Origin of the sequence: Xanthobacter dioxanivorans, assembly GCF_016807805.1 — a bacterium.
In the GTDB taxonomy this organism is placed as follows: Bacteria; Pseudomonadota; Alphaproteobacteria; order Rhizobiales; family Xanthobacteraceae; genus Xanthobacter; species Xanthobacter dioxanivorans.
In genome coordinates, this window is the sequence record NZ_CP063362.1 from 3235052 (window position 1) to 3256513 (window position 21462).

Sequence of the window (21462 nt, forward strand, 5' to 3'; positions counted from 1 at the left end):
ATCCGCGCCGCCAGCCGGCGCAGCCGGACGCCAAGGCCGGCGGCCTCCTCGCGCAGCTCGTCGAGGGCGGTCACAGGCAGGCCTCCCGACTGATGCGCGGCAGGCCGCCCGCATCGGCGGCGCCGGAGGTAAAGGAAAACGGCGCGTCGTAGAGGCGCAGCGCCACCTTCAGCCGCGGCCGGGCGCCGGTGGGCAGCCAGTTGCCCGGGCGGGCGCGGGGTGAGAGGCGGATGTCAATGGCCCCGTCGTCGCGATAGACCGTCTCCGCGCTGGTGAAGCCGTAGCGGCCCGCATCGTTGGCGATGAGCTGGCCGTCCTGATCCATCACGGTGAGGGTCCACAGCCGTGCCTGCGGCAGCATGCCGACGATGCGTGTCTCGCAGCGCCCGTCCAGCGGCGCGCCCCCGTCATCGGTGGTGGCGAGGAACAGCAAGCCGTCCGCCAGCTCCAGCGGCAGCTCGCCCGAGCGGGCGAAGGCGGCGCGGGCATAGGGGTCGGCCTTCACCGTGCCGGCGCGCGGCCAGCCTTCCCATGCGCCGGAACGCACCACGTCGAGCCCGCGCGAATGGGTCACGGAAAACCACGTGACGCCGAGCCCGAGCATGGTGGCGACGAGAAGCGTGAAGGCGAGGGGCAGGAGGCGCACGGCACGTCCTAGGGAGTTTCCCCTCCCTTCTAGAGCAGGGGCCGACCCGCTGGCAACGCGGGCCTGCGGGATCGTGCCCGCCGAAGGCCCGGGTTCAGCGCCGTCGGCGGATCAGGACCCGGTGCGGGGGAGGAGTTCGCCGAGCAGCGCGCGACTCGCCTCCGGCAGGGGCAGGGGGCGGCGGTGCGCCATGTCGAACAACACGATCACGGTTTCCGCCGTGGCGGTGCAGGCGCCGTTCTGGAACAGGGCCTGCCGCATGGTCACCGAGGACCGCCCGATCGCCGTCACCCCGGTGCCGATCTCCACCTGTCCCGGCCAGTGCATCTCGGCGATGTAGTCGAGCACGAGACGGGCGATGACGAAGCCGGCGCCCGCCGGCGCGATCGGCCGGCCGGCATCGAGCAGGACCCGGGTGCGCCCGGTTTCCAGGAAGGTGGAGAACACCGCGTTGTTCACGTGGCCGAGCTTGTCGGTGTCGCCGTAGCGGATGGTGTCCACCGCCTTGACCGGGAAGTCCTCCAGGCGCGGCAAAGGGGGCCTTGCGCGGGCGGACATCAGGCGCCGGGCCCCAGGGCGCGCCAGCCGATGTCGGTGCGGTAGAAGCCGTCCGGCCAGTCGATGCGCGCTAGCGCCGCGTACGCGCGCTCGCGGGCGGCGGCGAGGGAGGGGCCGGTGGCGGTCACGTTCAGCACCCGCCCGCCGTTGGAGACGAGGCCGGAACCCTTGCGCCGCGTGCCGGCCTGGAACACCAGCGCGCCCTCCACCTCGCCCGCCTGCTCCAGGCCGCCGATGGCGCTGCCGGTCTGGTGCGGGCCGGGATAGCCGCGGGAGGCATAGACCACGGTGAGGGCCGCGTCCGTGGACCACAGCGGCGTCACCTGCGCGAGGCGGCCGGTGGCGGTGGCGAGAAGCACCTCCAGCAGGTCGCCGGCGAAGCGCGGCATCAGCACCTGGCATTCGGGATCGCCAAAGCGGCAATTGTATTCCACCAGCTTCGGTCCGGCGGTGGTGAGCATGAGGCCGGCATAGAGCACGCCGCGATAGGGCGTGCCGGCGCTGACCATGGCGCGGGCGGTGGGGACGAGAATCTCCTCGATCGCCCGGCGCTCCAGCTCCGCCGTCAGCACCGGGGCCGGCGAATAGGCGCCCATGCCGCCGGTGTTGGGGCCGAGGTCGCCGTCGAAGGCGCGCTTGTGGTCCTGGGCGCTGCCGAAGGGCACCACCGTCTCGCCGTCCACCAGGGCGAAGAGGCTCGCCTCCTCCCCCTCCATGAACTCCTCGATCAGCACCTCGGTGCCGCCACCGGCGAACACCTGCTCCACCGCTTCCAGCGCGTCCTCGACCGAAAGCGCCACCACCACGCCCTTGCCGGCCATGAGGCCGTCGGCCTTCACCACGATGGGCGCGCCCTCGGCGCGCACATAGGCGGCGGCCTCGGCCGGGCTGGTGAAGCGGGCGAAGGCGGCGGTGGGAATGCCGTGGGCGCGGCACAATTCCTTGGTGAAGAGCTTGGAGCCCTCAAGGCGGGCGGCGGCCGCGGTCGGGCCGAATGCGGGGATGCCGGCGGCCTCCAGCCGGTCCACCAGCCCGGCCACGAGGGGCGCCTCGGGGCCCACCACGACGAAGTCGATGGTGTGGTCGAGGCACCATTTCACGATGGTGTCGTGGGCGGAGAGCGGAATGCCCTCGATCAGGTCGGCATGCTCGGCGATGCCGGGATTGCCGGGTATGGCGTAGAACTGGCCCAGGCTCGGGCTCTGCGCCAGCTTCCACGCGAGCGCATGCTCGCGGCCCCCGGAACCGAGCAGCAGGATGTTCATGCGGCCTCCCCGTCGTATCTTGTCCCAATCGCCTATCGGCTCGGGGCCGCGCAAACAAGGGCTTCGGCTCTGCGCTCGCCGCATGGGCCCTCTTCCCGTTATGCTGTTTTCATGAGCAGGCTGGACCGCGATTCGATGGTGGATGTCGCAGAACCCCGCGCCAATGCGCCCGAATGGAGCGTTTCCGAGCTTTCGGCGGCGCTCCGCCGCACGGTGGAGGACGCCTACGGCCACGTGCGCGTGCGCGGTGAAATCTCCGGCTATCGCGGGCCGCATTCGTCGGGCCATGCTTATTTCTCGCTGAAGGATGCCGGGGCGCGGCTCGATGCCGTCATCTGGAAAGGCACCTTCCAGCGCCTGCGCCTCAGGCCGGAGGAGGGGCTGGAGGTTGTGGCGGTGGGGCGTCTCACCACCTATCCGGGCAAGTCCGGCTACCAGATCGTGATCGAGGCGCTGGAGTTCGCCGGCGCCGGCGCCATCATGGCCATGCTGGAAGAGAGGAAGCGCCGACTCGCCGCCGAAGGCCTGTTCGATCCCGCCCGCAAGGTGCCCCTGCCGTTCCTGCCGCTGGTGGTCGGCGTGATCACCTCGCCCACCGGCGCGGTGATCCGCGACATCCTCCACCGCCTGGCGGACCGCTTTCCGCGCCGGGTGCTGGTGTGGCCGGTGCGGGTGCAGGGGGAAACCTCGGCGGCGGAGGTGGCGGCGGCCATCCGCGGCTTCAACGCCTTGCCGGAAGGCGGCGCGATTCCCCGGCCGGACGTGATCGTGGTGGCGCGCGGCGGCGGCGCGCTGGAAGACCTGCTCGGATTTTCCGACGAGGCGGTGGTGCGCGCGGCGGCGGAGAGCGCCATTCCCCTGGTGGCGGCGGTGGGGCACGAGACCGACGTCACCCTCATCGATTTCGCCGCCGACGTGCGCGCGCCCACCCCCACCGCCGCCGCCGAGATGGTGGTGCCGGTGCGGGCCGACCTCGTCGCCACGGTGGAGGACCTGGGCGCCCGCCTCGTCGCCGCGCCGCTGCGGCTGTTGGATCGGCGCAAGGCGGACCTGAGGGCGCTCGCGCGCCTCCTGCCATCGGCGGAGAGCCTGTTCGCCGTTCCGCGCCAGCGCCTCGACGTGGCCGGCGAGCGGCTGCCGCGGGCGCTGAAGGCCAATGCGGGCGCGCACCGGCTGAGCCTCGTGGCGATCCGCGCCCGGCTGTCGCCGGAGGCGCTGAAGGCGCGTGTCGTACGCGGGCAGGAGCGGGTGGAGGGGCTCGGCGACCGGCTCGGGCGGGCCTTCGCCGTCGCGGCGGAGCGGCGCGCCGCGCGGCTCAAGGCCGCGGGGCAGTTGCTGGAGGCCCTGTCCTATCACGGCGTGCTCAGCCGCGGCTTCGCCCTGGTGCGCGACGCCGCCGGCCAGCCGGTGCGCAGCGCCGCCGCCGCCGTGCCGGGATCGGCGCTCGATCTGGAGTTTGCCGACGGCCGAGTGGGCGTCACCGTGGGGCGCGCGCCGGACCTTCTGCCGGCGGGAGGAGCACCCCGTCCCAAGCCGCCGGCGCGGCGAGCGCGCAAGGCCGAGACGGGGCCGACCCTGTTCGATCCGTGACGGCGCCCCTTTCGCATTGCGGGATAAGGGATTATCTTGTCTGCGACACCAAGCAGGATTTCGACCCCGGTGATGAATCGTTTTGAACGCTTCTCCGAGCCCCATGGCGAGGCAGAAGTCCGCTACCTTGACGGGGAATTCCGCATCCTGCGGCCCGGCAGCTTCGTGCGCTGCGCGGTAACCGGCCAGACCATCCCTCTCGACGAGTTGCGCTACTGGAGCGTGGACCTGCAGGAGGCCTATCTGGACCCGGAAGCGGTGCTGACCCGCGTGCGCGAGCGCTCCGCCGGCTGAAGCCCGGGCGCCGGGCCGAATGTCCCCGCCTGCCAAATCGGGCTTCAGCGGTGCGCCCGCTGCCGGGGGGGCATTCCGCCGCTATGAGCCTTTTCCCCTGCGCTCCGCGCACCGTGCTTCGGCCCCGGCGATAAGCGCGTCGAGGGCCTCCGGCGTGTCCAGCCGGAGCGTGACGGGCAGGACGGCGATGGCGCCGCGCCATGCGGCGAAGCCCGCTCCGGACAGGCGCGCCATGTCCTTCTCCGTGGTCACCAGCCGCGCCTTCAGCCGCGCCGCTTCCGCCACGAGGGCCTCGATTTCCCCGATCCGGAAGGGATGATGGTCGGGGAAGGCGCGGCGGTCGGCCAGCGCCAGCCCTTCCGCCGCCAGCGTCGCGAAGAATTTCTCCGGTCGCCCGATGCCGGCGAAGGCCAGCAGCGGGGCGTCCCGCAAGGCCGCGATGGCCCGCGGATCGGGGGCGAGGCGCCCGCGCAGCACTTTTACCCCGGCCCGGCGCGCCGCCTGCGCCACGGTTTCCCCGGCGGCGCCGTCCCCCACCACCAGCACCGCATCGGCGCGGGCGAGCTGGGGGGCGAGGGGCGCCCGCAGCGGGCCGGCGGGGGTGACCCGGCCGTTGCCGACCCCGACCGCGCCGTCCACCACCAGCAGGGCGGTGTCCTTGTGGAGGGAGGGGTTCTGGAAGCCGTCGTCCATGACGATGTGGCTTGCCCCCTCGGCAACGGCGAGGCGGGCGCCGCCGATCCGGTCGCCGCCGGCAACGATGGTCGGGGCATGGCGGGCGAGCAGCAGCGCCTCGTCGCCCACCTCCGCCGCGCCGTGCCGGGCCGGATCCACCCGGAGCAGGCCGCGCGCCGTGCCCCCATGCCCGCGCAACAGGGCGAAGGGCCGCGCGCCGCGCGCCGCCAGGCGGTCGAGGAGGGCGATGGCGGTGGGGGTCTTGCCCGCCCCGCCCACGGTGGGATTGCCGATGCAGATGACCGGGGCCCCGACCATGCCGCCTGGCGCGTCCATCCGGCGCAGCGCGACCGCGCCCACCAGCGCGCCGACGGGGCCGAGCAGGGCGCTGGCGAGGCCCGGCGGACGCCACCAGAAGCGCGGCGCGGCGCGCATCAGCGCCTCTGCAGGCGGATCTGGATGAGGTAGGGCTCGATGGCGGCGAGCGTCCGGTCGAGCGCGCCGCCCAGCGCCGTCACCGTGGCGAAGGCCGAATCGACGGTGTGGCTGCGCAGCTCCTGGTCCCTGAGCAGGGCGTAGGTGGCACGGGCGATGCCGAGGGCGTCGCCGATCTCGAAGGCGCCTTCCTCGCTGTCGAGGCGCTCATAGACGGGGCCGAAGTTCCACACATGCGGGCCGTGCACCACGGCGACGCCGAGTTTCGCCGGCTCGATCGGGTTCTGCCCGCCATGCTCCACCAGCGAGCCGCCCATGAACACGACGGGAGCGAGGCGGTAGAACAGGCCCAGCTCGCCGATGGTGTCGGCCACGTAGACGTCGGTCTCGCGATCCGGCAGCTCGCCCAGGCTGCGCTGGCGGGTGGTGAGGTCGGCGGCCTGGGCCAGGGCGGCCACATCCACCCCGCGGTCGGGATGGCGGGGAGCGATGACGGTGAGGAAGCCCGGGATCTTGGAGGCCAGCATCTCGTGCGCCTCGATGACCGCCTCCTCCTCGCCCTCGTGGGTGGAGGCGGCGAGCAGCATCGGCCGGTTGGCGCAGGCGCGGGCGAGGGTCTGGAGCTCCCCAGAATCGGCGGCGGGCGGGGGCACGTCAAACTTGAGGTTGCCGCTCACTTCCACCCGCGGGGTGCCGAGGTCGCGGAAGCGGCTGCCGTCCTCCTCGCTCTGGGCGAGGCAGAGGTCGATGCGCGAGAGCAGGGCGCGGGCGCTCTTCGGCAGGCGCGCCCACCGTTTGGCGGAGCGCTCGGAGAGGCGGGCATTCACCAGCACCACGGCGGTGCCGCGCCGGCCCAGCTCGGCGATGAGGTTCGGCCAGAGCTCGGATTCGGCGATGAGCACCAGGTCCGGCGCCCAGTGGTCGAGGAAGCGGGCCACGAAGCCGCGCGCGTCGAGGGGCACGAACTGGTGGATCACCCCGGCGGCGCCCGGCGCTCCGCCACGCGGCTGGAGGTGAGGGTGCCGGAGGTGAGCAGCACGCGGAAGCCGCGCGCGTCCAACCGCTCGATCAGCGGCAGAACCGAGATGACTTCGCCGACGCTCGCCCCATGCACCCAGACCAGCGGACCGTCCGGCCGCTCGACGCTGGCCCGGCCGCGCCGCTCGGCGAGGCGGGAGGGATCCTCCTTGCCCTTGCGGACGCGGTAGGACAGCCAGGCGGGGGCGAGAAGGGCAGCCGCGGAGCTGGCGCCACGGTACAGGCGAAGGGTCAGCGGCAGGGCCCGGCCCTTCATGCGCCCCTCGACCCGGCCGCGAGCGCCTCGGCGCGGGCGGTCACTGCTTCGAGCCGCGCCTGGAGCAGGTCGCGCGCGGCGGCGAGGCCAGCCTCGTCCACGTCGCGGGCGACGAACACCGGCTCGCCCACCACCGCGGCCCCCGGGCCGAACGGCAGGTTGAGGCTGGCGCGGTCCCAGCTCTTGAGAGTGATACGGTTTCGGGTGGCCATGGCGAGCGGGATGATAGGGCGTCCTGAATACCGTGCAATGGTAACGACGCCCAGGCCGGCCCGGCGGGCGATCTTCGGCACGTCCGCGGTCATCGCCACGTTGATGCCCTCGGACAGGGTCTGCAGCATCTCGTAGGTGGCGGAGACCGCGCCCTTGCGGTGGAAGTCGCGGCGGGAGGTGGCTCCCGAGCCGCGAATGGTGCCCACGCCGAGCTTTTCCGCCGCGATGGCGTTGATCTGCGCATCCGCATGGCGGGAGATCAGCACCTTGGCCTTGTGGTGCGGCCGCATGGCGAACGGGGCCAGGAAATGCTGCCCGTGCCAGAACGTCATGATGACCGGCATGCGCTCGTCGATGGTGTCGAAGATGTCCGGCGGCTCGATCACGAACCGCGTGGTGTGCGCCACGAACTTGAAATAGGACGCAAACGTCGTGCCTGCCGCCACCTGGAAGGCGCGGTTTGTCCTCAGTCGCCGCCACATCTTCGGGTCTGCTCGCTTTCTTTTTCTTTCTGTCGCCGCGGGCGCGGGAGCCTCAGTCGCCCTGCACCTTACCGGTTTCGGGATCCAGCAGGCGGTGCAGGTGAACCACGAAGTAGCGCATCATGGCGTTGTCCACGGTCTGCTGCGCCTTCCCCTTCCAGGCCGCCGCGGCGCTGGCATAATCGGGGTAGATGCCGACGATGTCGAGCTTGGAAAGGTCCTTGAACTCGGCGCCGTCGATGGACGTGAGCTCGCCGCCGAATACGAGATGAGGCAATTGCTTGCGGGCGCTGGTCTCGGTCATGGTGTCCCCAAAAGGTCAGTTGCGTTTGAAAGCGGTGCGGGCGGCGTCAAGCGCCGCCGGATAAAGGGTTGTTCCGGCGCAGATCAGCGGCGCGTGGCGCGGCACCGGGGCGTTGTAGCGCAGGAGCGCGCCCTCGCGCGTCGTCAGCCGCGCCGCCGCCTCGTGCACCACGAGATCCGCGGCGGCAAGATCCCAGTCGCTGCTGTTGCCGCCGGAAAAGGCGATGTCGATCTCCCCCGTCGCCACCCGCGCGATGCGCAAGGCGAGGGACCGGGTGCGCGGCAGCCGCCGCACCTCGGCCATGCGGGACAGGGCGTCGAGGTCGGCGGCCGGCCCCGCGGCGGCGGCGCCTTCCAGCGTGGCGCGGGTTCCCGCATGCAGCGGCGCGCCGTTGCGCGTGGCGCCACCTCCGGCCACGGCGGTGAACAGCTCGTCGCTCGCAGGGGCGAACAGCGCCGCCAGGACCGGGCGGCCGTCCTGCACCAGGGCGACCGAGACCGCCCAGTCGGCCCCGCCGGCCATGAAGGCGCGGGTCCCGTCGATGGGGTCCACCACCCACAGCCGCCGCGCGGCGAGGCGGGCCGGGCCGTCCGCGCTCTCCTCGGACAGCCATGCGGCTTCGGGCGCGAGCGCGGAAAGGCGTTCGTTCAGGAACCGGTCCACCGCCATGTCGGCCTCGGTCACCGGGGAATCATGGGCCTTGGTCCAGGACTTCACGCCGGCGCGGAACATGGCGAGCGCCATCGCTCCCGCTTCCGTCACCGTCTCGGCGAGCTGGCGGGCGAGCGTATCGGTCGGCGCGGGATGCGCCCCGACCGGAGGGCGGGTGGGCTCGATGCTCATGCGCCTGCCAGATAGGCGGGCGCGCCGCCGGAGGCAAGCGTGCGCATGTTGCGCTGCGGCAATCGGTCTTCGCCGGATGCCGGGCCGACCCTTACGGCAGAAGCGGTGCCAGCGTGTTGGGGACGAGGCTGTCGAGAGCAAGCCCGGCGAAAAGAATGAGGCCGGCATCGCGGTTCGACTTGAAGACGGCGAGGCAGCGGGCCGGGTCGTCGATGTCGAGCCGTCGCACCTGCCCGGTGAGGTGCAGGGCGAAGCCCACCAGGCCGAGGGCGGAGAAGAAGCCGGTCGGCACCGACAGGAAGGCCATGGCGAACAGGATCACCACCACGGCGTAGCTCAGGGCCACCACGAGGCCGGTGCTGCGGCCGAACAGGAGGGCGGTGGAGCGCACGCCGACGACGGCGTCGTCCTCCTTGTCCTGGTGGGCATAGATGGTGTCGTAGGCGAACACCCACAGCACGCAGCCGGCGAACAGCAGCAGAGCGGGGTCGGAGATGGTCTCCATGACGCTCGCCCAGCCCATGAGCGCGCCCCAGGAAAAGGCGATGCCCAGGGTGAGCTGCGGCACCGAGGAAATGCGCTTCATCAGCGGGTAGATGGCGACCACGCCGAGGGAGGCGAGGCCGGTGACGATGGCGAAATGCGGCAGGCTGAGCAGGACGGCGAGGCCGATCAGCGCCTGAAACACCAGGAAGGCCAGGGCTGCCGGCACGCTGACGGCGCCGCTCGCCACCGGCCGCTCACGGGTGCGCGCCACCTGCCGGTCGATCTTGCGATCGAGGATGTCGTTCCAGGTGCAGCCCGCGCCGCGCATGGCGACGGCGCCGACGGCGAAAAGCACCAGAAGGACGGGGTCGGGATAGGGCCGGTCGTCGGCGATGGCGGCGAGCGCCGTGGACCACCAGCAGGGCAGGAGCAGCAGCCAGGAGCCGATGGGGCGATCCAGGCGCGCGAGGTGCAGGAACGGGCGCATCCGCGCCGGCGCAAACCGGTCCACCCAGTTGCCCCGGGGGCATCTGCGACAGTTGGGCCCATGGACCCTTGGCTGAAACTCAATCGATCGGCCTCACTTCAGCGCGTTGCCGTTGAGCGTGTCGAAGACGCTATTCTTCGACTGGCCGATACTGTAGCCGGTGGTGACCCCGAGGGCGCTGGAGAGGGAGCCCTGCGGCGGCAGCTTGACGGGACCGGCGGCACCACCGCCGTTGGCGGCCGCATTGCAGACGTTGTTGCGGACCTCGATGGTCTTCTTGCTGCCGGTGGAGGCCTGCTCCACCACCTGGGCCGGGATCTGGCACCAATCCTTGTTGTCGCCCAGGAACTTGACCCATTTCGCCTCGACCGCCGTATAGGCCTTGAACAACGGGCACAGGGTCATCGGGTCGGCCTTCTTCTTGATGGCGGCCTGCAACGTCTTGCCCTTCTCGTCGATCTCCTGGCGGATCGAGGCGGCGTCGCTCTGGCAGTCGGCACGGGCGGCGCCGGCGGCAAGCGCTGTCGCAACACATGCGGCCGACATCACGAGCGTCAGAGTCTTCATGCGGCTGTGCCCCTCCTCGACCGCCCCAGCGGAACGTTGACGTTGATATAGAGAGCCCCAAGATAGGGCAATATCACGGCGGCGCTGCGTGAAGTTCTCATACATTCCCTAACGGAGTGTCGAAATCGCGGCGGCGTCCGCCCGCTTGAGGCCGCCAGCTTGGGGCGGCCGGCGCAATCAGGATTCAATCGCCCGCGAGGGCGCTTGACGAGCGGGTTCCGCGCCGGTAGTTTCGCGCAACTTTTGGAAGGGATGGCGCGGCCATGCGCAAGATCGTTATTCTTCTCGTAGGTGGGCGCGCCACTTTCGGTTCAGCCTGAGGGCTCAATCGAACGAGGTGGCGCGCGTTTGGGGGCCTTCGGGCCCCTTCGTCGTTTCTAAGGGCCTTTCACCGTTCTGGAATGCAATGCCGGCCTTGAGGGCCGATCGGGGCTGCAAGGCGCCTCGCGGGAGTTCGAGACCATGACCAAGCAGATGACCGGCGCCGAAATGGTGATCCAGGCCTTCGCCGACCAGGGCGTGGAGCACATCTTCGGCTATCCGGGCGGGGCGGTGCTGCCCATCTATGACGCCCTGTTCCACCAGAACGCCATCGAGCACATCCTGGTGCGCCACGAGCAGGCCGCCGTGCACGCGGCGGAGGGCTATGCCCGCTCCTCCGGCCAGGTGGGCGTCGTGCTCGTCACCTCCGGCCCCGGCGCCACCAACGCCGTCACCGGGCTGACCGACGCGCTGATGGACTCGATCCCGGTGGTGTGCATCACCGGGCAGGTGGCGACCCACCTCATCGGCAACGATGCGTTCCAGGAATGCGACACGGTGGGCATCACCCGGCCGTGCACCAAGCACAATTACCTGGTGCGCGACGTGAACGACCTCGCCCGGGTGCTGCACGAGGCCTTCTACGTCGCCCAGAACGGCCGCCCCGGCCCGGTGGTGGTCGACATTCCCAAGGACGTGCAGTTCGCCACCGGCACCTATGTCGGCCGGGAGAACATCCAGCACAAGACCTACCGGCCCAAGCTCAATGCCGAGGCGCCGCAGATCGCCGCGGCGGTGGAGATGATCGCCGCGGCGAAGCGGCCGATCTTCTATACCGGCGGCGGCGTCATCAATGCCGGGCCCGAGGCGAGCCGGCTCCTGCGCGAGCTGGCGCGCCTCACCGGCGTGCCGGTGACCTCGACGCTCATGGGCCTCGGCGCCTTCCCGGCGGCGAGCCGGCAGTGGCTCGGCATGCTGGGCATGCACGGCACCTACGAGGCCAACATGGCCATGCACGGCTGCGACGTGATGGTGTGCATCGGCGCGCGCTTCGATGACCGCATCACCGGCCGCCTCGACGCCTTCGCGCCGGGCTCGAAGAAGATCCACATCGACATCGATCCCTCCTCCATCAACAAGAATGTGAAGGTGGACCTGCCCATCATCGGCGATTGCGGCCGGGTGCTCGCCGATCTCGTCTCGGCCTGGAAGGGCCGCGACCTCAGGATCGACAAGCCCGCGCTCGATGACTGGTGGGCGCAGATCGAGCGCTGGCGCGCGCGCAACTGCCTCGCCTATCGCGCCTCGGACGAGATCATCAAGCCGCAGTTCGCCATCGAGCGCCTCTATGCGGCGACCAAGGACAAGGACGTCTACATCTCCACGGAAGTGGGCCAGCACCAGATGTGGGCGGCGCAGTTCTTCCGCTTCGAGGAGCCGAACCGCTGGATGACCTCCGGCGGCCTCGGCACCATGGGCTACGGCCTGCCCGCCGCCATCGGCGCCCAGAAGGCCCACCCGGGCGCGCTGTGCATCGACATCGCCGGCGAGGCCTCCATCCTCATGAACATGCAGGAGATGTCCACGGCGGTGCAGTTCGACCTGCCGGTGAAGATCTTCATCCTGAACAACAAGTACATGGGCATGGTGCGCCAGTGGCAGGAGCTGCTGCACGGCGGGCGCTATTCCCACTCCTATTCGGAGGCGCTGCCCGACTTCGTGAAGCTCGCCGACGCCTATGGCGGCGTCGGTATCCGCTGCGACAAGCCGGCCGACCTCGACGGGGCGATCCAGGAGATGATCAACATCAAGCGGCCGGTGATCTTCGACTGCATCGTGGACCAGCAGGAGAACTGCTTCCCCATGATCCCCTCGGGCCGCGCCCACAACGAGATGATCCTTGGCGACATGGCCGTGGATCTCGACGACGCGATCACCGACGAGGGCAAGATGCTGGTGTGAGGCGGCGGACTTCTTCCGCGCTCCGCGCCTCTCCCTTTCGTGCTCCTCCCCTCTCCCCTCGAAGTCGGCTGTTGCCGACTTCGACTTTCACCTCCCGAACTCGCCAACAGCCGAGTTCGGGCGGGAGAGGGGCCGGGGGGTGAGGGGGGAGGACGCCGGGATCAAACCCCGGCGTCTGACGGACCGCGACATACCCCTCACCCCAGCCCTCTCCCGCAAGGGGAGAGGGAGTCTCTTCCCGGCGCCCCGCCGTCCTTCCCCATCCGAGACCATCATGTCCCAGCCTCCCGAGCCCATCGAGCGCCATACCCTCTCCGTCCTGGTCGACAACGAGCCGGGCGTGCTCGCCCGCGTCATCGGCCTGTTCTCCGGCCGCGGCTACAACATCGACAGCCTGACCGTGTCCGAGGTGAGCCACGAGGGACACCTCTCGCGCATCACCATCGTCACCACCGGCACGCCCATGGTGATCGAGCAGATCAAGAACCAGCTCGACCGCCTGGTGCCGGTGCACCGGGTGCGCGACCTCACGGTGGAGGCCGCTTCGCTGGAGCGCGAGCTCGCCATGGTGAAGGTGCGCGGCGTGGGCGAGGCCCGCGGCGAGGCGCTGCGGCTGGCCGAGGCCTTCCGCGCCCGCGTCATCGACGCCACGCGCGAGAGCTTCGTGTTCGAGATCACAGGCAAGTCCGACAAGATCGACCAGTTCGCCTGGCTCATGGAGCCCCTCGGCCTGGTGGAAGTGGCGCGCACCGGCGTGGTGGCCATCTCCCGCGGGCCGGAGGCCATGTAGGACGGAATGTTCCCGTTCATCATTTGAGGCAGCGCCTCGCGCCGGGGCAGGGCGGGAAAGCCGCCGTCCGGCGCGAACGGCTGTTCCCATTTCCCGCAATCCGGTGCAAAGGGACGCCCGGCGCGGATCACACCGACATTCAAGACAACGCCCACAAGGAGAAAACGATGCGCGTTTACTACGATCGCGATGCCGACCTGAACCTGATCAAGGGCAAGAAGGTCGCCGTCGTCGGCTATGGCAGCCAGGGCCACGCCCATGCGCTCAACATGCGTGACTCGGGTGTGAAGGATGTCGTGGTCGCCCTGCGTCCCGGCTCCGCCACCGCCAAGAAGGCCGAGGCCGAGGGCTTCAAGGTGATGAGCCCGGCCGACGCCGCCAAGTGGGCCGACGTGGTGATGATGCTCACCCCCGACGAGCTGCAGGGCGACATCTACCGCGAGAGCCTCGCCGACAACATGAAGCACGGCGCGGCGCTGCTGTTCGCCCACGGCCTCAACGTGCACTTCAACCTGATCGAGCCGCGCCCCGACCTCGACGTGCTGATGGTGGCGCCCAAGGGCCCCGGCCACACCGTACGCTCCGAGTACCAGCGCGGCGGCGGCGTGCCGACCCTCATCGCCATCGCCCAGGACGCCTCGGGCAACGCCCATGACCTCGGCCTCTCCTATGCCTCGGCCATCGGCGGCGGCCGCGCCGGCATCATCGAGACCACCTTCAAGGAAGAGTGCGAGACCGACCTGTTCGGCGAGCAGGTGGTGCTCTGCGGCGGCCTCGTGGAGCTGATCCGCGCCGGCTTCGAGACCCTGGTGGAAGCCGGCTACGCCCCGGAGATGGCCTATTTCGAGTGCCTGCACGAGGTGAAGCTGATCGTCGACCTCATCTATGAGGGCGGCATCGCCAACATGAACTACTCCATCTCCAACACCGCCGAGTACGGTGAATACGTCACCGGCCCGCGCATCATCACCGCCGAGACCAAGGCCGAGATGAAGCGGGTGCTGAACGACATCCAGTCCGGCAAGTTCACCCGCGACTGGATGCTGGAGAACAAGGTCAACCAGGCCTCGTTCAAGGCCACCCGCGCCCGCGCCAACGCCCATCCCATCGAGGAAGTCGGCGAGAAGCTGCGCGCCATGATGCCCTGGATCAAGGCCAAGGCCCTGGTGGACAAGACCAAGAACTGATTCTCGTCGTTCGCGTCTCCGCCCCGGAACGGCTTTTGCCGCTCCGGGGCTTTTTATTTGTAAGGTCGGGTTGTGCGGTGACAGGGGAGCGGAGGCGACTGCCGGAGTGAGCGCCGTCCCGCACCTGCCATGCCCGCGTCTGACAGGGGCGTCCAAGCGGTGCGGCCGTGAGAAGTCACGCGGGCTGACACGGAGGCGGATGACCGGGAGCGGGCCGGGCCCCGAGGCCAAGGCCGGCCGCCGCAGCGCGGGAAAATTCCCGGCGGTGCGTCGGCTCAGGGCGATGGCACTCATGCGCCGCCTTGGCACCATGCCTCCGTCCGCACCTCAGCCGATGCGAGCAGAATATTCGAATTGTAATTATTCTTGAGTGCTTCCGGATTGACTGCATTGATCTATACCAGAGGTTTCGGCTTCCATCAATCCGTTGAAGTCCTGTGTTGCCTCTGTCACTGTTCCAGATATCAATTGTTTTGTTGATGGGTTGTTCGCCTCTGTTTGAATCGGGGGCGTCGAGTTTTGAATTTGAATTCTTCAAAAATGAGATGAGGACATGATCGTCACTGTCATTTTCGGCTCCGACGGCGGAGCCACCAAGGGCGTTGCCTCCAAGATCTCCAAGAAGTGCCAGGGCCGTTCCGTCGACATCAAGGCGGCGTCCCAGGCCGATTTCGAGAATTGCGACCTGCTCATCCTCGGCTCGCCCACCTACGGCGACGGCACGCTGCAGACCGACTGGGAAGAGAATATCGACAAGCTGCGCGGCGCCCGGCTGAAGGGCAAGAAGGTGGCCCTGTTCGGCACCGGCGACCAGTCCGCCTATCCCACCTCCTTCGTCGACGCCATGGGCATCCTCTTTGACGAGGTGTCCGAGCTCGGCGCCGTGGTGGTCGGCTTCACCGAGACCGCCGGCTACGATTATGTGGGCTCCACCGCCGAGCGGGAGGGCCAGTTCGTCGGCCTCGCCCTCGATCAGGACACGCAGTCGGGCATGACCGAAAAGAGGGTGACGGCATGGTTGAGCAAGCTGCTGTGAACGGCGAGGCGCGCACGCCCCACGCGGCGCTCGGCGCGCTCGGGCAACCGGCCTCGGGCGTGCTGCGGCTGTTCCATCACCACGTCTATGAATATGGACGGGGCGTGCGCGCCCTGTTCCTCATGACCATCAGCCGCGAGGAGCTGGCCCTGGTGGCGGTGCGCCTCGAGAACCAGGGCATCGACCATTTCGTGCAGCAGGTGAGCCCGGCCAAGGTGAACCTCTTCTTTGGCCGCTCCGCCTTCGTGGCGGTGGCGCGGGCCATCGTCACGCGCCCGCTCAACACGCTGACGCCGGAAGAGGACTTCATGCTGGGAACGCTGCTCGGCTACGACCGGGAGCAGCAGTGCCGGCGCTATCTCTCGCGCACCGGGTGCGGCGGGGCGGGGCCGGTCGTCCTCGCGGCGGAGTGAGCCGGACCCCGTTCCGCCGCGCGTTCGGAGCGCATGCGCCGCTCTGGGTGTCGCGGCCCTGGGGAGGCTCAGTGGCCCTGTTCGCCTTCGGCGTGGCGCGTCGCCAGCGGCAGGGAGGCCGTGGCGAGGAAGGACCGGTAGCGGCGACGGGCGTCCACGGCGGTGCCGTTGTCGGAGATGGCCGCTTCCTGCAATTCGGCCAGCGCCCACGGGCCGGGCTCCACCGGGATGGCGACGATCTGCGGCGCCGCGTGGGAGGTGATCTCGATCACGTCGTGCGGGGTAAGGGCCTGGAGCGCGTGGGCCGCAAGCTGGCGCTGGTAGGCGCGCCGTTCCGGAGAAAGGTTGTCCCATGCTTCCAGCAGCGGATAACGCTGCCGGGAGAATGCATGCATCGCGCGCGCCATGCGCTCCACCATGTCGGTCGAGATCATCCCCGCCTCTTCACGCCGTCACACTTCTGAAGTCCGGGACCCCGGCGAAAGCCAAATTAGGCCGGGCACCTTTCCCGGAAGTTGCCAGCGACGGCCCGCGTGCGGTCATGGTGAACAAAGCGTAAAGCCGGCGGCGGCGGGACCGCCCGGCGGCGGCGCGGGTCCGGCCGGATTTTCCCCTTGCCGTGCGCGGATGGCCGGTGCATGCGTGATCCGCGCCGCCGGGCGTGCATCCGGTGGCGCGCTTTAGGCTGCAGGCCTCGGCGGCCCCCGGTCGGGGGCGGGGTGCGGCCGGATCCGGCGAGAAGGGAGCCAGTCATGTCCGTGAAGCTCAGCGATCTCAAGGTGAAGCTCTTCACCGACGGTGCCGACAAGGCACAGATCGTGGAGATGGCGAAGCAGCCTCACATCGCCGGCTTCACCACCAATCCCTCCCTGCTGCGCAAGGCCGGCGTGACCGATTACGAGGCCTATGCCCGGGACCTGGTGGCCGCCGTGCCGGACCGTCACATCTCGTTCGAGGTGTTTTCCGACGAAATTCCGGAAATGCGCGCCCAGGCCCGCGTCATCGCCACCTGGGGCGAGCATGTGCACGTCAAGCTGCCGGTCTCCACCACCAGGGGCGAGACGCTCTATGAACTGGTGCGGGACCTCGTGAGCGACGGGGTGAAGGTGAACCTCACCGCCATCTTCGACGTGCCGCAGGTGGAGGAGGGGGTGAAGGCCCTCGCCGGCGGCGCGCCCTCCATCATCTCGGTCTTCGCCGGCCGCCTCGCTGACCTCGGCATCGACTACAAGCCCGCCATATCGCGGGCGGTGGACCTGTCGCGCCAGACGCCGAACGTGGAGGTCATCTGGGCCTCCACCCGCGAGGTGTGGAACGTGATCGAGGCGGACCAGATGGGCTGCCAGATCATTACCGCCCCCGCCGACGTGCTGAAGAAGCTGCCGGCGCTGGGCTCCAGGACGGCGGCGGAACTCTCGCTGGACGCGGTGAAGGCTTTCCGCTCCGACGCCCTCGCAGCCGGCCTCACCCTCGACCTCAAGGGCCGCGCCGCGGCGGAATGAGCGGCCGGCCGCCGGCCCCGCCCACCCGGCGTCGGTCCTGTGCATTTAAGCGGCCTGCCTGCTCCGCGGGCAGGCCGCGCCATTGCGCACGCGGCCTACCCTGTTACACTGGCGGCAAGGCGCAGTCGGCCGCGCGCCATGCGGACCGACGGGAGCGCATGGACCGCCATGTGGCGAGGGGATGGACATGAGGGACGAGACGCACGGGCCCGCGTCAGGCCCGGAGCCGTCTTGCCGTGAGCGTAACGCTACGGAAGGCGGGGCGGAGGGGCGCCGCGCGGCGGTCCCACCGGCGCCGAATGTCCTGCCGGCGGCGAGCGTCCAGCCGGCGGCAAGCGCTAATCCGGCCGCTGGCGTCCAGTCGGGATCGCCGGTGCGGCGCGACGGCGCGACGGCGCCGTTCGGCTCCCATTGTGGCCCGGTCTACGCCGCCATCGACCTCGGCACCAACAATTGCCGCCTGCTCGTCGCCCGGCCGACCGCGCGCAGTTTCCGCGTGGTGGATGCCTTCTCGCGCATCGTGCGCCTCGGCGAGGGCCTCGGCGCGTCGGGCCGCCTGTGCGATGCCGCCATGGACCGGGCGGTGGCCGCGCTGGAGATCTGCGCGGCGAAGATGGAGATGCGGGGCGTCTCCCGCGCCCGCATCGTCGCCACCGAGGCCTGCCGGTCGGCGGTCAACGGCGAGGATTTCTGCACCCGGGTGGAGGCGCGCACCGGCCTTGCCCTCGAAGTGGTGGACCGCCGCACCGAGGCCGGCTTGGCCGCGGCCGGCTGTGCGCCGCTGGTGGACCCCACCTGCGACGGGGCGGTGCTGTTCGACATCGGCGGCGGCTCCACCGAGGTGGTGTGGCTCGGCCGCCGCCCGGCGGGGGACGACGGGCCGCCGCGGGCACGCATCCGCTCCTGGGTCTCGCTGCCGGTGGGCGTGGTGTCCCTGTCCGAGCGGCATGGCGGGGTGAAGGTCTCTTCGGCGGTGTTCCGGGCCATGGTGGATGAGGTGTGCGGCATGCTCGACGGCGTGCGCCAGAGCTGGGGCGTGCGCGCGCCGGCGCGCCTGCACCTGCTCGGCACCTCGGGCACGGTGACCACGGTGGCCGGCATCCATCTCGGCCTCGACCGCTACGACCGCACGCGGGTGGACGGGGCGTGGCTCGGCGCGGCACATATTGAACGGGTGGTGGACCGGCTCATGGACATGTCGTTCGAGGAGCGGGTAGCCAATCCGTGCATCGGCGCGCAGCGGGCGGACCTGGTGCTGGCCGGCTGCGCCATCATGGAGGCGGTACGCCGCGTGTTTCCCACCGACCGATTGAGAGTCGCCGATCGCGGCCTGCGCGAGGGCATGCTGGTGCAACTGATGCGGGCCGACGGCGCATGGCGCCGAACCCGGCGCGAGCCTGCCGGCGGCGGCGATCCGCGCAGTGGCGATCCGCGCGAGGGTGGCGGCGCGTGACAACTTCTCCCCGCGGGCCCGACGGCCGGCCCCTGAAGGTGCGCGTGAAGAAGTCGCGCGGCCGCACCACCTCGTCGCAGAAATGGCTGCAACGCCAGCTCAACGATCCCTATGTGGCCCGCGCGCAGCGGGAGGGCTGGCGCTCGCGCGCCGCCTTCAAGCTCATCGAGCTGGACGAGAAGGCCAAGATCCTCAGGCGCGGCCTGCGCATCGTCGACCTGGGCGCCGCCCCCGGCGGCTGGAGCCAGGTGGCGGCGAAGAAGATCGGGCTTGAGGAAGGGCAGGGCAAGATCGTCGCCATCGACCTCCTGGAGATCGACCCGATTCCCGGCGTGACCTTCGCCCAGATGGACTTCCTTACCCCCGAAGCCCCCGGGCGCCTGATGGAGATGCTGGGCGGCCAGGCCGACCTCGTCATGTCAGACATGGCGGCCAACACCACCGGTCACAAGAAGACCGACCACCTGCGCATCGTCGGCCTCGTGGAACTTGCCGCCGAGTTCGCCCGGCAGGTGCTGGCGCCGGGCGGGACATTCCTGGCCAAGGTGATCCAGGGGGGCACCGAGGGCACGCTGCTCGGCGACCTCAAGCGCGACTTCGCCCAGATCCGGCACATCAAGCCCGCCGCCAGCCGCGCCGATTCGGCCGAGCTCTACGTGCTGGCCACCGGCTTCAGGGGGCGGGCGCTGGCGGATGCAGCCGAGCCGGCCCCCGGCGATGCGGACGAGGCGGCCTCGCCCGGCTGAGGCCTCCCGGAAACCCTACGGCTCCGTCGCCACGTCGCTGCGCGGGTCGGTGTGTTCCGGCTTCGGCCCGGTCAGTTGCGCGCCGGCATCCTTGGGCAGCCGCAGGAAGAAGAACAGGCTGACCAGGCTCACCAGCGCCACCACCACGAACGCCACCGAGAAATCGTCATGGGTCACGGTGGTCTCGCCGCGGTTGGAGCGCAGGGTTTCCAGCACCAGGCCGGCCAGGGCCACGCCACAGGACAGGGAGACCTGCTGGGCGACGCTGGCGAACGAGGTGGCCCGGCTCATCTCCTGCGTCTCCACCTCGGCATAGCTCAGGGCATTGACGGCGGTGAACTGGAGCGAGCGCAGGAAGCCGCCGGCGAGCAGCACCAGCACGATCACCATGTGCGGCGTCTCGATGGTGAACAGGCCGTTGGCGGCGATGAAGGCGCTGCAGACGAAGGTGTTGACCAGCAGCACGTTGCGGTAGCCGAGGCGCCGCAGCAGGGGCGCGGCGGTGAATTTCATGGCCATGGCCCCGGCCGAGGCCGCGAACGTGAGCAGGCCGGAGGCGAAGGGGGACAGGCCGAAGGACAATTGCAGCATCAGCGGCAGCAGGAAGGGCATGGCGCCGATGCCCACCCGGAAGAAGGAGCCGCCGATGACGCCGGCGCGGAAGGTGGGGTGGCGCAGCAGCTTCAGGTCCAGCACCGCGTGCGGCGTACGCCGGGCATGGCGGACATAGAAGGCCATGGCCACCGCGCCGGCACCGGCGACCGCCAAGGCCGTCCACACCGGGATCAACTCCTCCCCCAGCACGGCGAAGCCGAAGACGAGGCCTGACAGCCCGATGCCCGACAGCACCAGTCCCTTCAGGTCGAGGGGGGGAACATCCTCCTCGCGCACGTTCTCGATGAAGCGGGTGGCGAGGTAGACCCGAGCACGCCGATGGGCACGTTGATGAAGAAGATGAGGCGCCAGTCGAAATAGGTGGTGATGAAGCCGCCCAAAGGCGGCCCGAACACCGGCCCCAGCAGCGCCGGAATGGTCAGCCACGCCAGCGCCGAGACCAGCTCGGACTTGGGCACCGACCGCAGGATCACGAGACGGCCCACCGGCACCATCATCGCTCCGCCCATCCCCTGGATCATGCGGTAGATGACGAAATCGGTGAGCGAAGTGGACAGCCCGCACAGCACCGAGCCCACCGTGAAGATGACGATGGCCGAGCGGAACACGGTGCGCGCGCCATAGCGGTCCGCCGCCCAGCCGCTGGCCGGGATGAATACCGCGAGGGAGAGGAGGTAGGACGTCAGCGCCAGCTTGAGCGCCACCGGATCCTCATGGAGGCTCGCGGCGATGGCGGGCAGGGAGGTGGCGATGACGGTCGCGTCCACCTGCTCCATGAAGAGCGCGCAGGCAACAATGAGGGGGATGAGGACCTGCGGCGGCAGAGCCTTGATCGGCATGGGCGTTTCCATGGGGCCGCGCGTCCCGGGGCAACGGAGCGCAGACATCCCTTGTTCCCGAATACGGGCTCCCTCACGCGCAATCAACCGCCCCGCGATCAACCGCCTGCGATGCTTGAAGCGGCCCTGATCCGCACCATATGCATGGCGGGCCTCAAAGGAGGGCCTCGAAAGACCATGATCTACATTCTCGCCGCTCTGCTTCCGCCGCTCGGCCTTCTGGTGAACGCGCAGCCGATCTCGGCGCTGGTCAATCTGGTGATGATCGTGCCCTGCATCCTGCTCGGCCTGATCTTTCCGCTGTTCTTCCTGGTGCCCTCGGCCCATGCGGTGATCGCGGTGCACATGAAGCGGACCGAGCGGCGCCAGCGCGAGGTCATCGAGGCCATCGAGCGCAGCGGCGTGCCGCCGCGCGACTGGCGGCCGTAGGCGCCGGGCCGTCCGCCGCGCTCCCCTTGCCGCCCGTCCCGACAGGGGCGGGCGGAGGTTCACAAGGGCGTGGCTTCACAAGGGCGTGGC

General features: G+C 70.0%; 21 protein-coding genes and 2 pseudogenes. 11 read left to right on the plus strand and 12 right to left on the minus strand.

Translation table 11 applies throughout. The annotated features are described in order from the left end of the window. Positions 1–70: 70 nt before the first annotated feature. From EZH22_RS15090 to purD, 3 genes are all read right to left on the minus strand, one after another. Positions 71–646, minus strand: a complete 576-nt coding sequence (locus EZH22_RS15090) for a DUF1214 domain-containing protein (RefSeq protein ID WP_203191389.1) — start codon at positions 644–646, stop codon at positions 71–73. Positions 647–757: 111 nt separating this feature from the next. Then, positions 758–1204 carry an acyl-CoA thioesterase gene (locus EZH22_RS15095; protein WP_203191390.1) on the minus strand — a complete coding sequence of 149 codons (447 nt, stop codon included), beginning with the start codon at positions 1202–1204 and terminating at the stop codon, positions 758–760. Beyond that, on the minus strand, positions 1204–2469 hold the full coding sequence (purD, locus tag EZH22_RS15100; protein WP_203191391.1) for a phosphoribosylamine--glycine ligase: 1266 nt from the start codon (positions 2467–2469) through the stop codon (positions 1204–1206). Before purD ends, EZH22_RS15095 begins: the two co-directional genes overlap by 1 nt. Positions 2470–2580: 111 nt before the next feature. Between purD and xseA the strand changes: the two genes are divergently transcribed. Both xseA and EZH22_RS15110 read left to right on the plus strand, forming a co-directional pair. Continuing rightward, entirely contained in the window at positions 2581–4059 is a 1479-nt protein-coding gene (gene xseA / locus EZH22_RS15105; protein WP_231710975.1) for an exodeoxyribonuclease VII large subunit, read from the plus strand. 72 nt (positions 4060–4131) lie between these two features. Next, positions 4132–4353: a DUF2093 domain-containing protein gene (locus EZH22_RS15110; protein WP_203191392.1), complete on the plus strand. Its 222-nt coding sequence runs from the start codon at positions 4132–4134 to the stop codon at positions 4351–4353. Between the two features lie 81 nt (positions 4354–4434). Here the strand turns inward: EZH22_RS15110 and lpxK are convergent, their stop codons facing one another. The 7 genes and pseudogenes from lpxK to EZH22_RS15145 form a co-directional block, all read right to left on the minus strand. Continuing rightward, positions 4435–5463 carry a tetraacyldisaccharide 4'-kinase gene (lpxK, locus tag EZH22_RS15115; RefSeq protein ID WP_203191393.1) on the minus strand — a complete coding sequence of 343 codons (1029 nt, stop codon included), beginning with the start codon at positions 5461–5463 and terminating at the stop codon, positions 4435–4437. Further along, positions 5463–6757, minus strand: a pseudogene (locus EZH22_RS15120) (3-deoxy-D-manno-octulosonic acid transferase). Before EZH22_RS15120 ends, lpxK begins: the two are co-directional and overlap by 1 nt. Next, positions 6754–7452, minus strand: a complete 699-nt coding sequence (locus EZH22_RS15125) for a lysophospholipid acyltransferase family protein (RefSeq protein ID WP_203191394.1) — start codon at positions 7450–7452, stop codon at positions 6754–6756. The pseudogene EZH22_RS15120 and the gene EZH22_RS15125 overlap by 4 nt, the downstream one beginning before the upstream one ends. 52 nt (positions 7453–7504) lie before the next feature. Then, entirely contained in the window at positions 7505–7756 is a 252-nt protein-coding gene (locus EZH22_RS15130; RefSeq protein ID WP_203191395.1) for a DUF4170 domain-containing protein, read from the minus strand. Between the two features lie 15 nt (positions 7757–7771). Beyond that, a complete protein-coding gene (locus EZH22_RS15135; protein WP_203191396.1) occupies positions 7772–8599 on the minus strand; it encodes a 3'(2'),5'-bisphosphate nucleotidase CysQ in 828 nt (275 codons plus the stop codon). Between the two features lie 91 nt (positions 8600–8690). Beyond that, entirely contained in the window at positions 8691–9572 is an 882-nt protein-coding gene (gene ubiA / locus EZH22_RS15140; protein WP_203196563.1) for a 4-hydroxybenzoate octaprenyltransferase, read from the minus strand. A 93-nt stretch (positions 9573–9665) separates the two neighbouring features. Further along, positions 9666–10139: a hypothetical protein gene (locus EZH22_RS15145; RefSeq protein ID WP_203191397.1), complete on the minus strand. Its 474-nt coding sequence runs from the start codon at positions 10137–10139 to the stop codon at positions 9666–9668. Positions 10140–10601: 462 nt separating this feature from the next. Between EZH22_RS15145 and EZH22_RS15150 the strand changes: the two genes are divergently transcribed. The 5 genes from EZH22_RS15150 to EZH22_RS15170 all read left to right on the plus strand — a co-directional run bounded on the left by EZH22_RS15150 (position 10602) and on the right by EZH22_RS15170 (position 15788). Further along, entirely contained in the window at positions 10602–12362 is a 1761-nt protein-coding gene (locus tag EZH22_RS15150; RefSeq protein WP_203191398.1) for an acetolactate synthase 3 large subunit, read from the plus strand. Between the two features lie 274 nt (positions 12363–12636). Continuing rightward, a complete protein-coding gene (ilvN, locus tag EZH22_RS15155; protein ID WP_203191399.1) occupies positions 12637–13152 on the plus strand; it encodes an acetolactate synthase small subunit in 516 nt (171 codons plus the stop codon). A 167-nt stretch (positions 13153–13319) separates the two neighbouring features. After that, complete coding sequence (gene ilvC / locus EZH22_RS15160) at positions 13320–14339, plus strand: ketol-acid reductoisomerase (RefSeq protein ID WP_203191400.1); 1020 nt, start codon at positions 13320–13322, stop codon at positions 14337–14339. 553 nt (positions 14340–14892) lie between these two features. Next, on the plus strand, positions 14893–15375 hold the full coding sequence (fldA, locus tag EZH22_RS15165; RefSeq protein WP_203191401.1) for a flavodoxin FldA: 483 nt from the start codon (positions 14893–14895) through the stop codon (positions 15373–15375). Next, positions 15354–15788: a DUF2023 family protein gene (locus tag EZH22_RS15170; protein WP_203191402.1), complete on the plus strand. Its 435-nt coding sequence runs from the start codon at positions 15354–15356 to the stop codon at positions 15786–15788. Before fldA ends, EZH22_RS15170 begins: the two co-directional genes overlap by 22 nt. A gap of 68 nt (positions 15789–15856) precedes the next feature. Here the strand turns inward: EZH22_RS15170 and EZH22_RS15175 are convergent, their stop codons facing one another. Further along, positions 15857–16222, minus strand: coding sequence for a hypothetical protein (locus EZH22_RS15175; RefSeq protein WP_203191403.1), 366 nt, complete (start codon positions 16220–16222; stop codon positions 15857–15859). A gap of 318 nt (positions 16223–16540) precedes the next feature. Here EZH22_RS15175 and EZH22_RS15180 point away from each other — a divergent pair, with 318 nt between their 5' ends. The 3 genes from EZH22_RS15180 to EZH22_RS15190 all read left to right on the plus strand — a co-directional run bounded on the left by EZH22_RS15180 (position 16541) and on the right by EZH22_RS15190 (position 19489). Further along, the gene (locus tag EZH22_RS15180) at positions 16541–17290 is read left to right on the plus strand and encodes a transaldolase family protein (RefSeq protein WP_203191404.1); all 750 of its coding nucleotides are present in this window, start codon (positions 16541–16543) and stop codon (positions 17288–17290) included. Between the two features lie 373 nt (positions 17291–17663). Continuing rightward, positions 17664–18743: a Ppx/GppA phosphatase family protein gene (locus EZH22_RS15185; RefSeq protein WP_203191405.1), complete on the plus strand. Its 1080-nt coding sequence runs from the start codon at positions 17664–17666 to the stop codon at positions 18741–18743. Then, positions 18740–19489 carry an RlmE family RNA methyltransferase gene (locus EZH22_RS15190; protein ID WP_231710977.1) on the plus strand — a complete coding sequence of 250 codons (750 nt, stop codon included), beginning with the start codon at positions 18740–18742 and terminating at the stop codon, positions 19487–19489. The genes EZH22_RS15185 and EZH22_RS15190 overlap by 4 nt, the downstream gene beginning before the upstream one ends. Before the next feature lie 15 nt (positions 19490–19504). Here the strand turns inward: EZH22_RS15190 and EZH22_RS15195 are convergent. After that, a pseudogene (locus EZH22_RS15195) lies at positions 19505–20943 on the minus strand (MFS transporter). Between the two features lie 177 nt (positions 20944–21120). Between EZH22_RS15195 and EZH22_RS15200 the strand changes: the two are divergent. Continuing rightward, positions 21121–21372 (plus strand): hypothetical protein, encoded by a 252-nt coding sequence (locus EZH22_RS15200; protein ID WP_203191407.1) that lies wholly within the window; start codon positions 21121–21123, stop codon positions 21370–21372. Positions 21373–21462 lie beyond the last annotated feature (90 nt).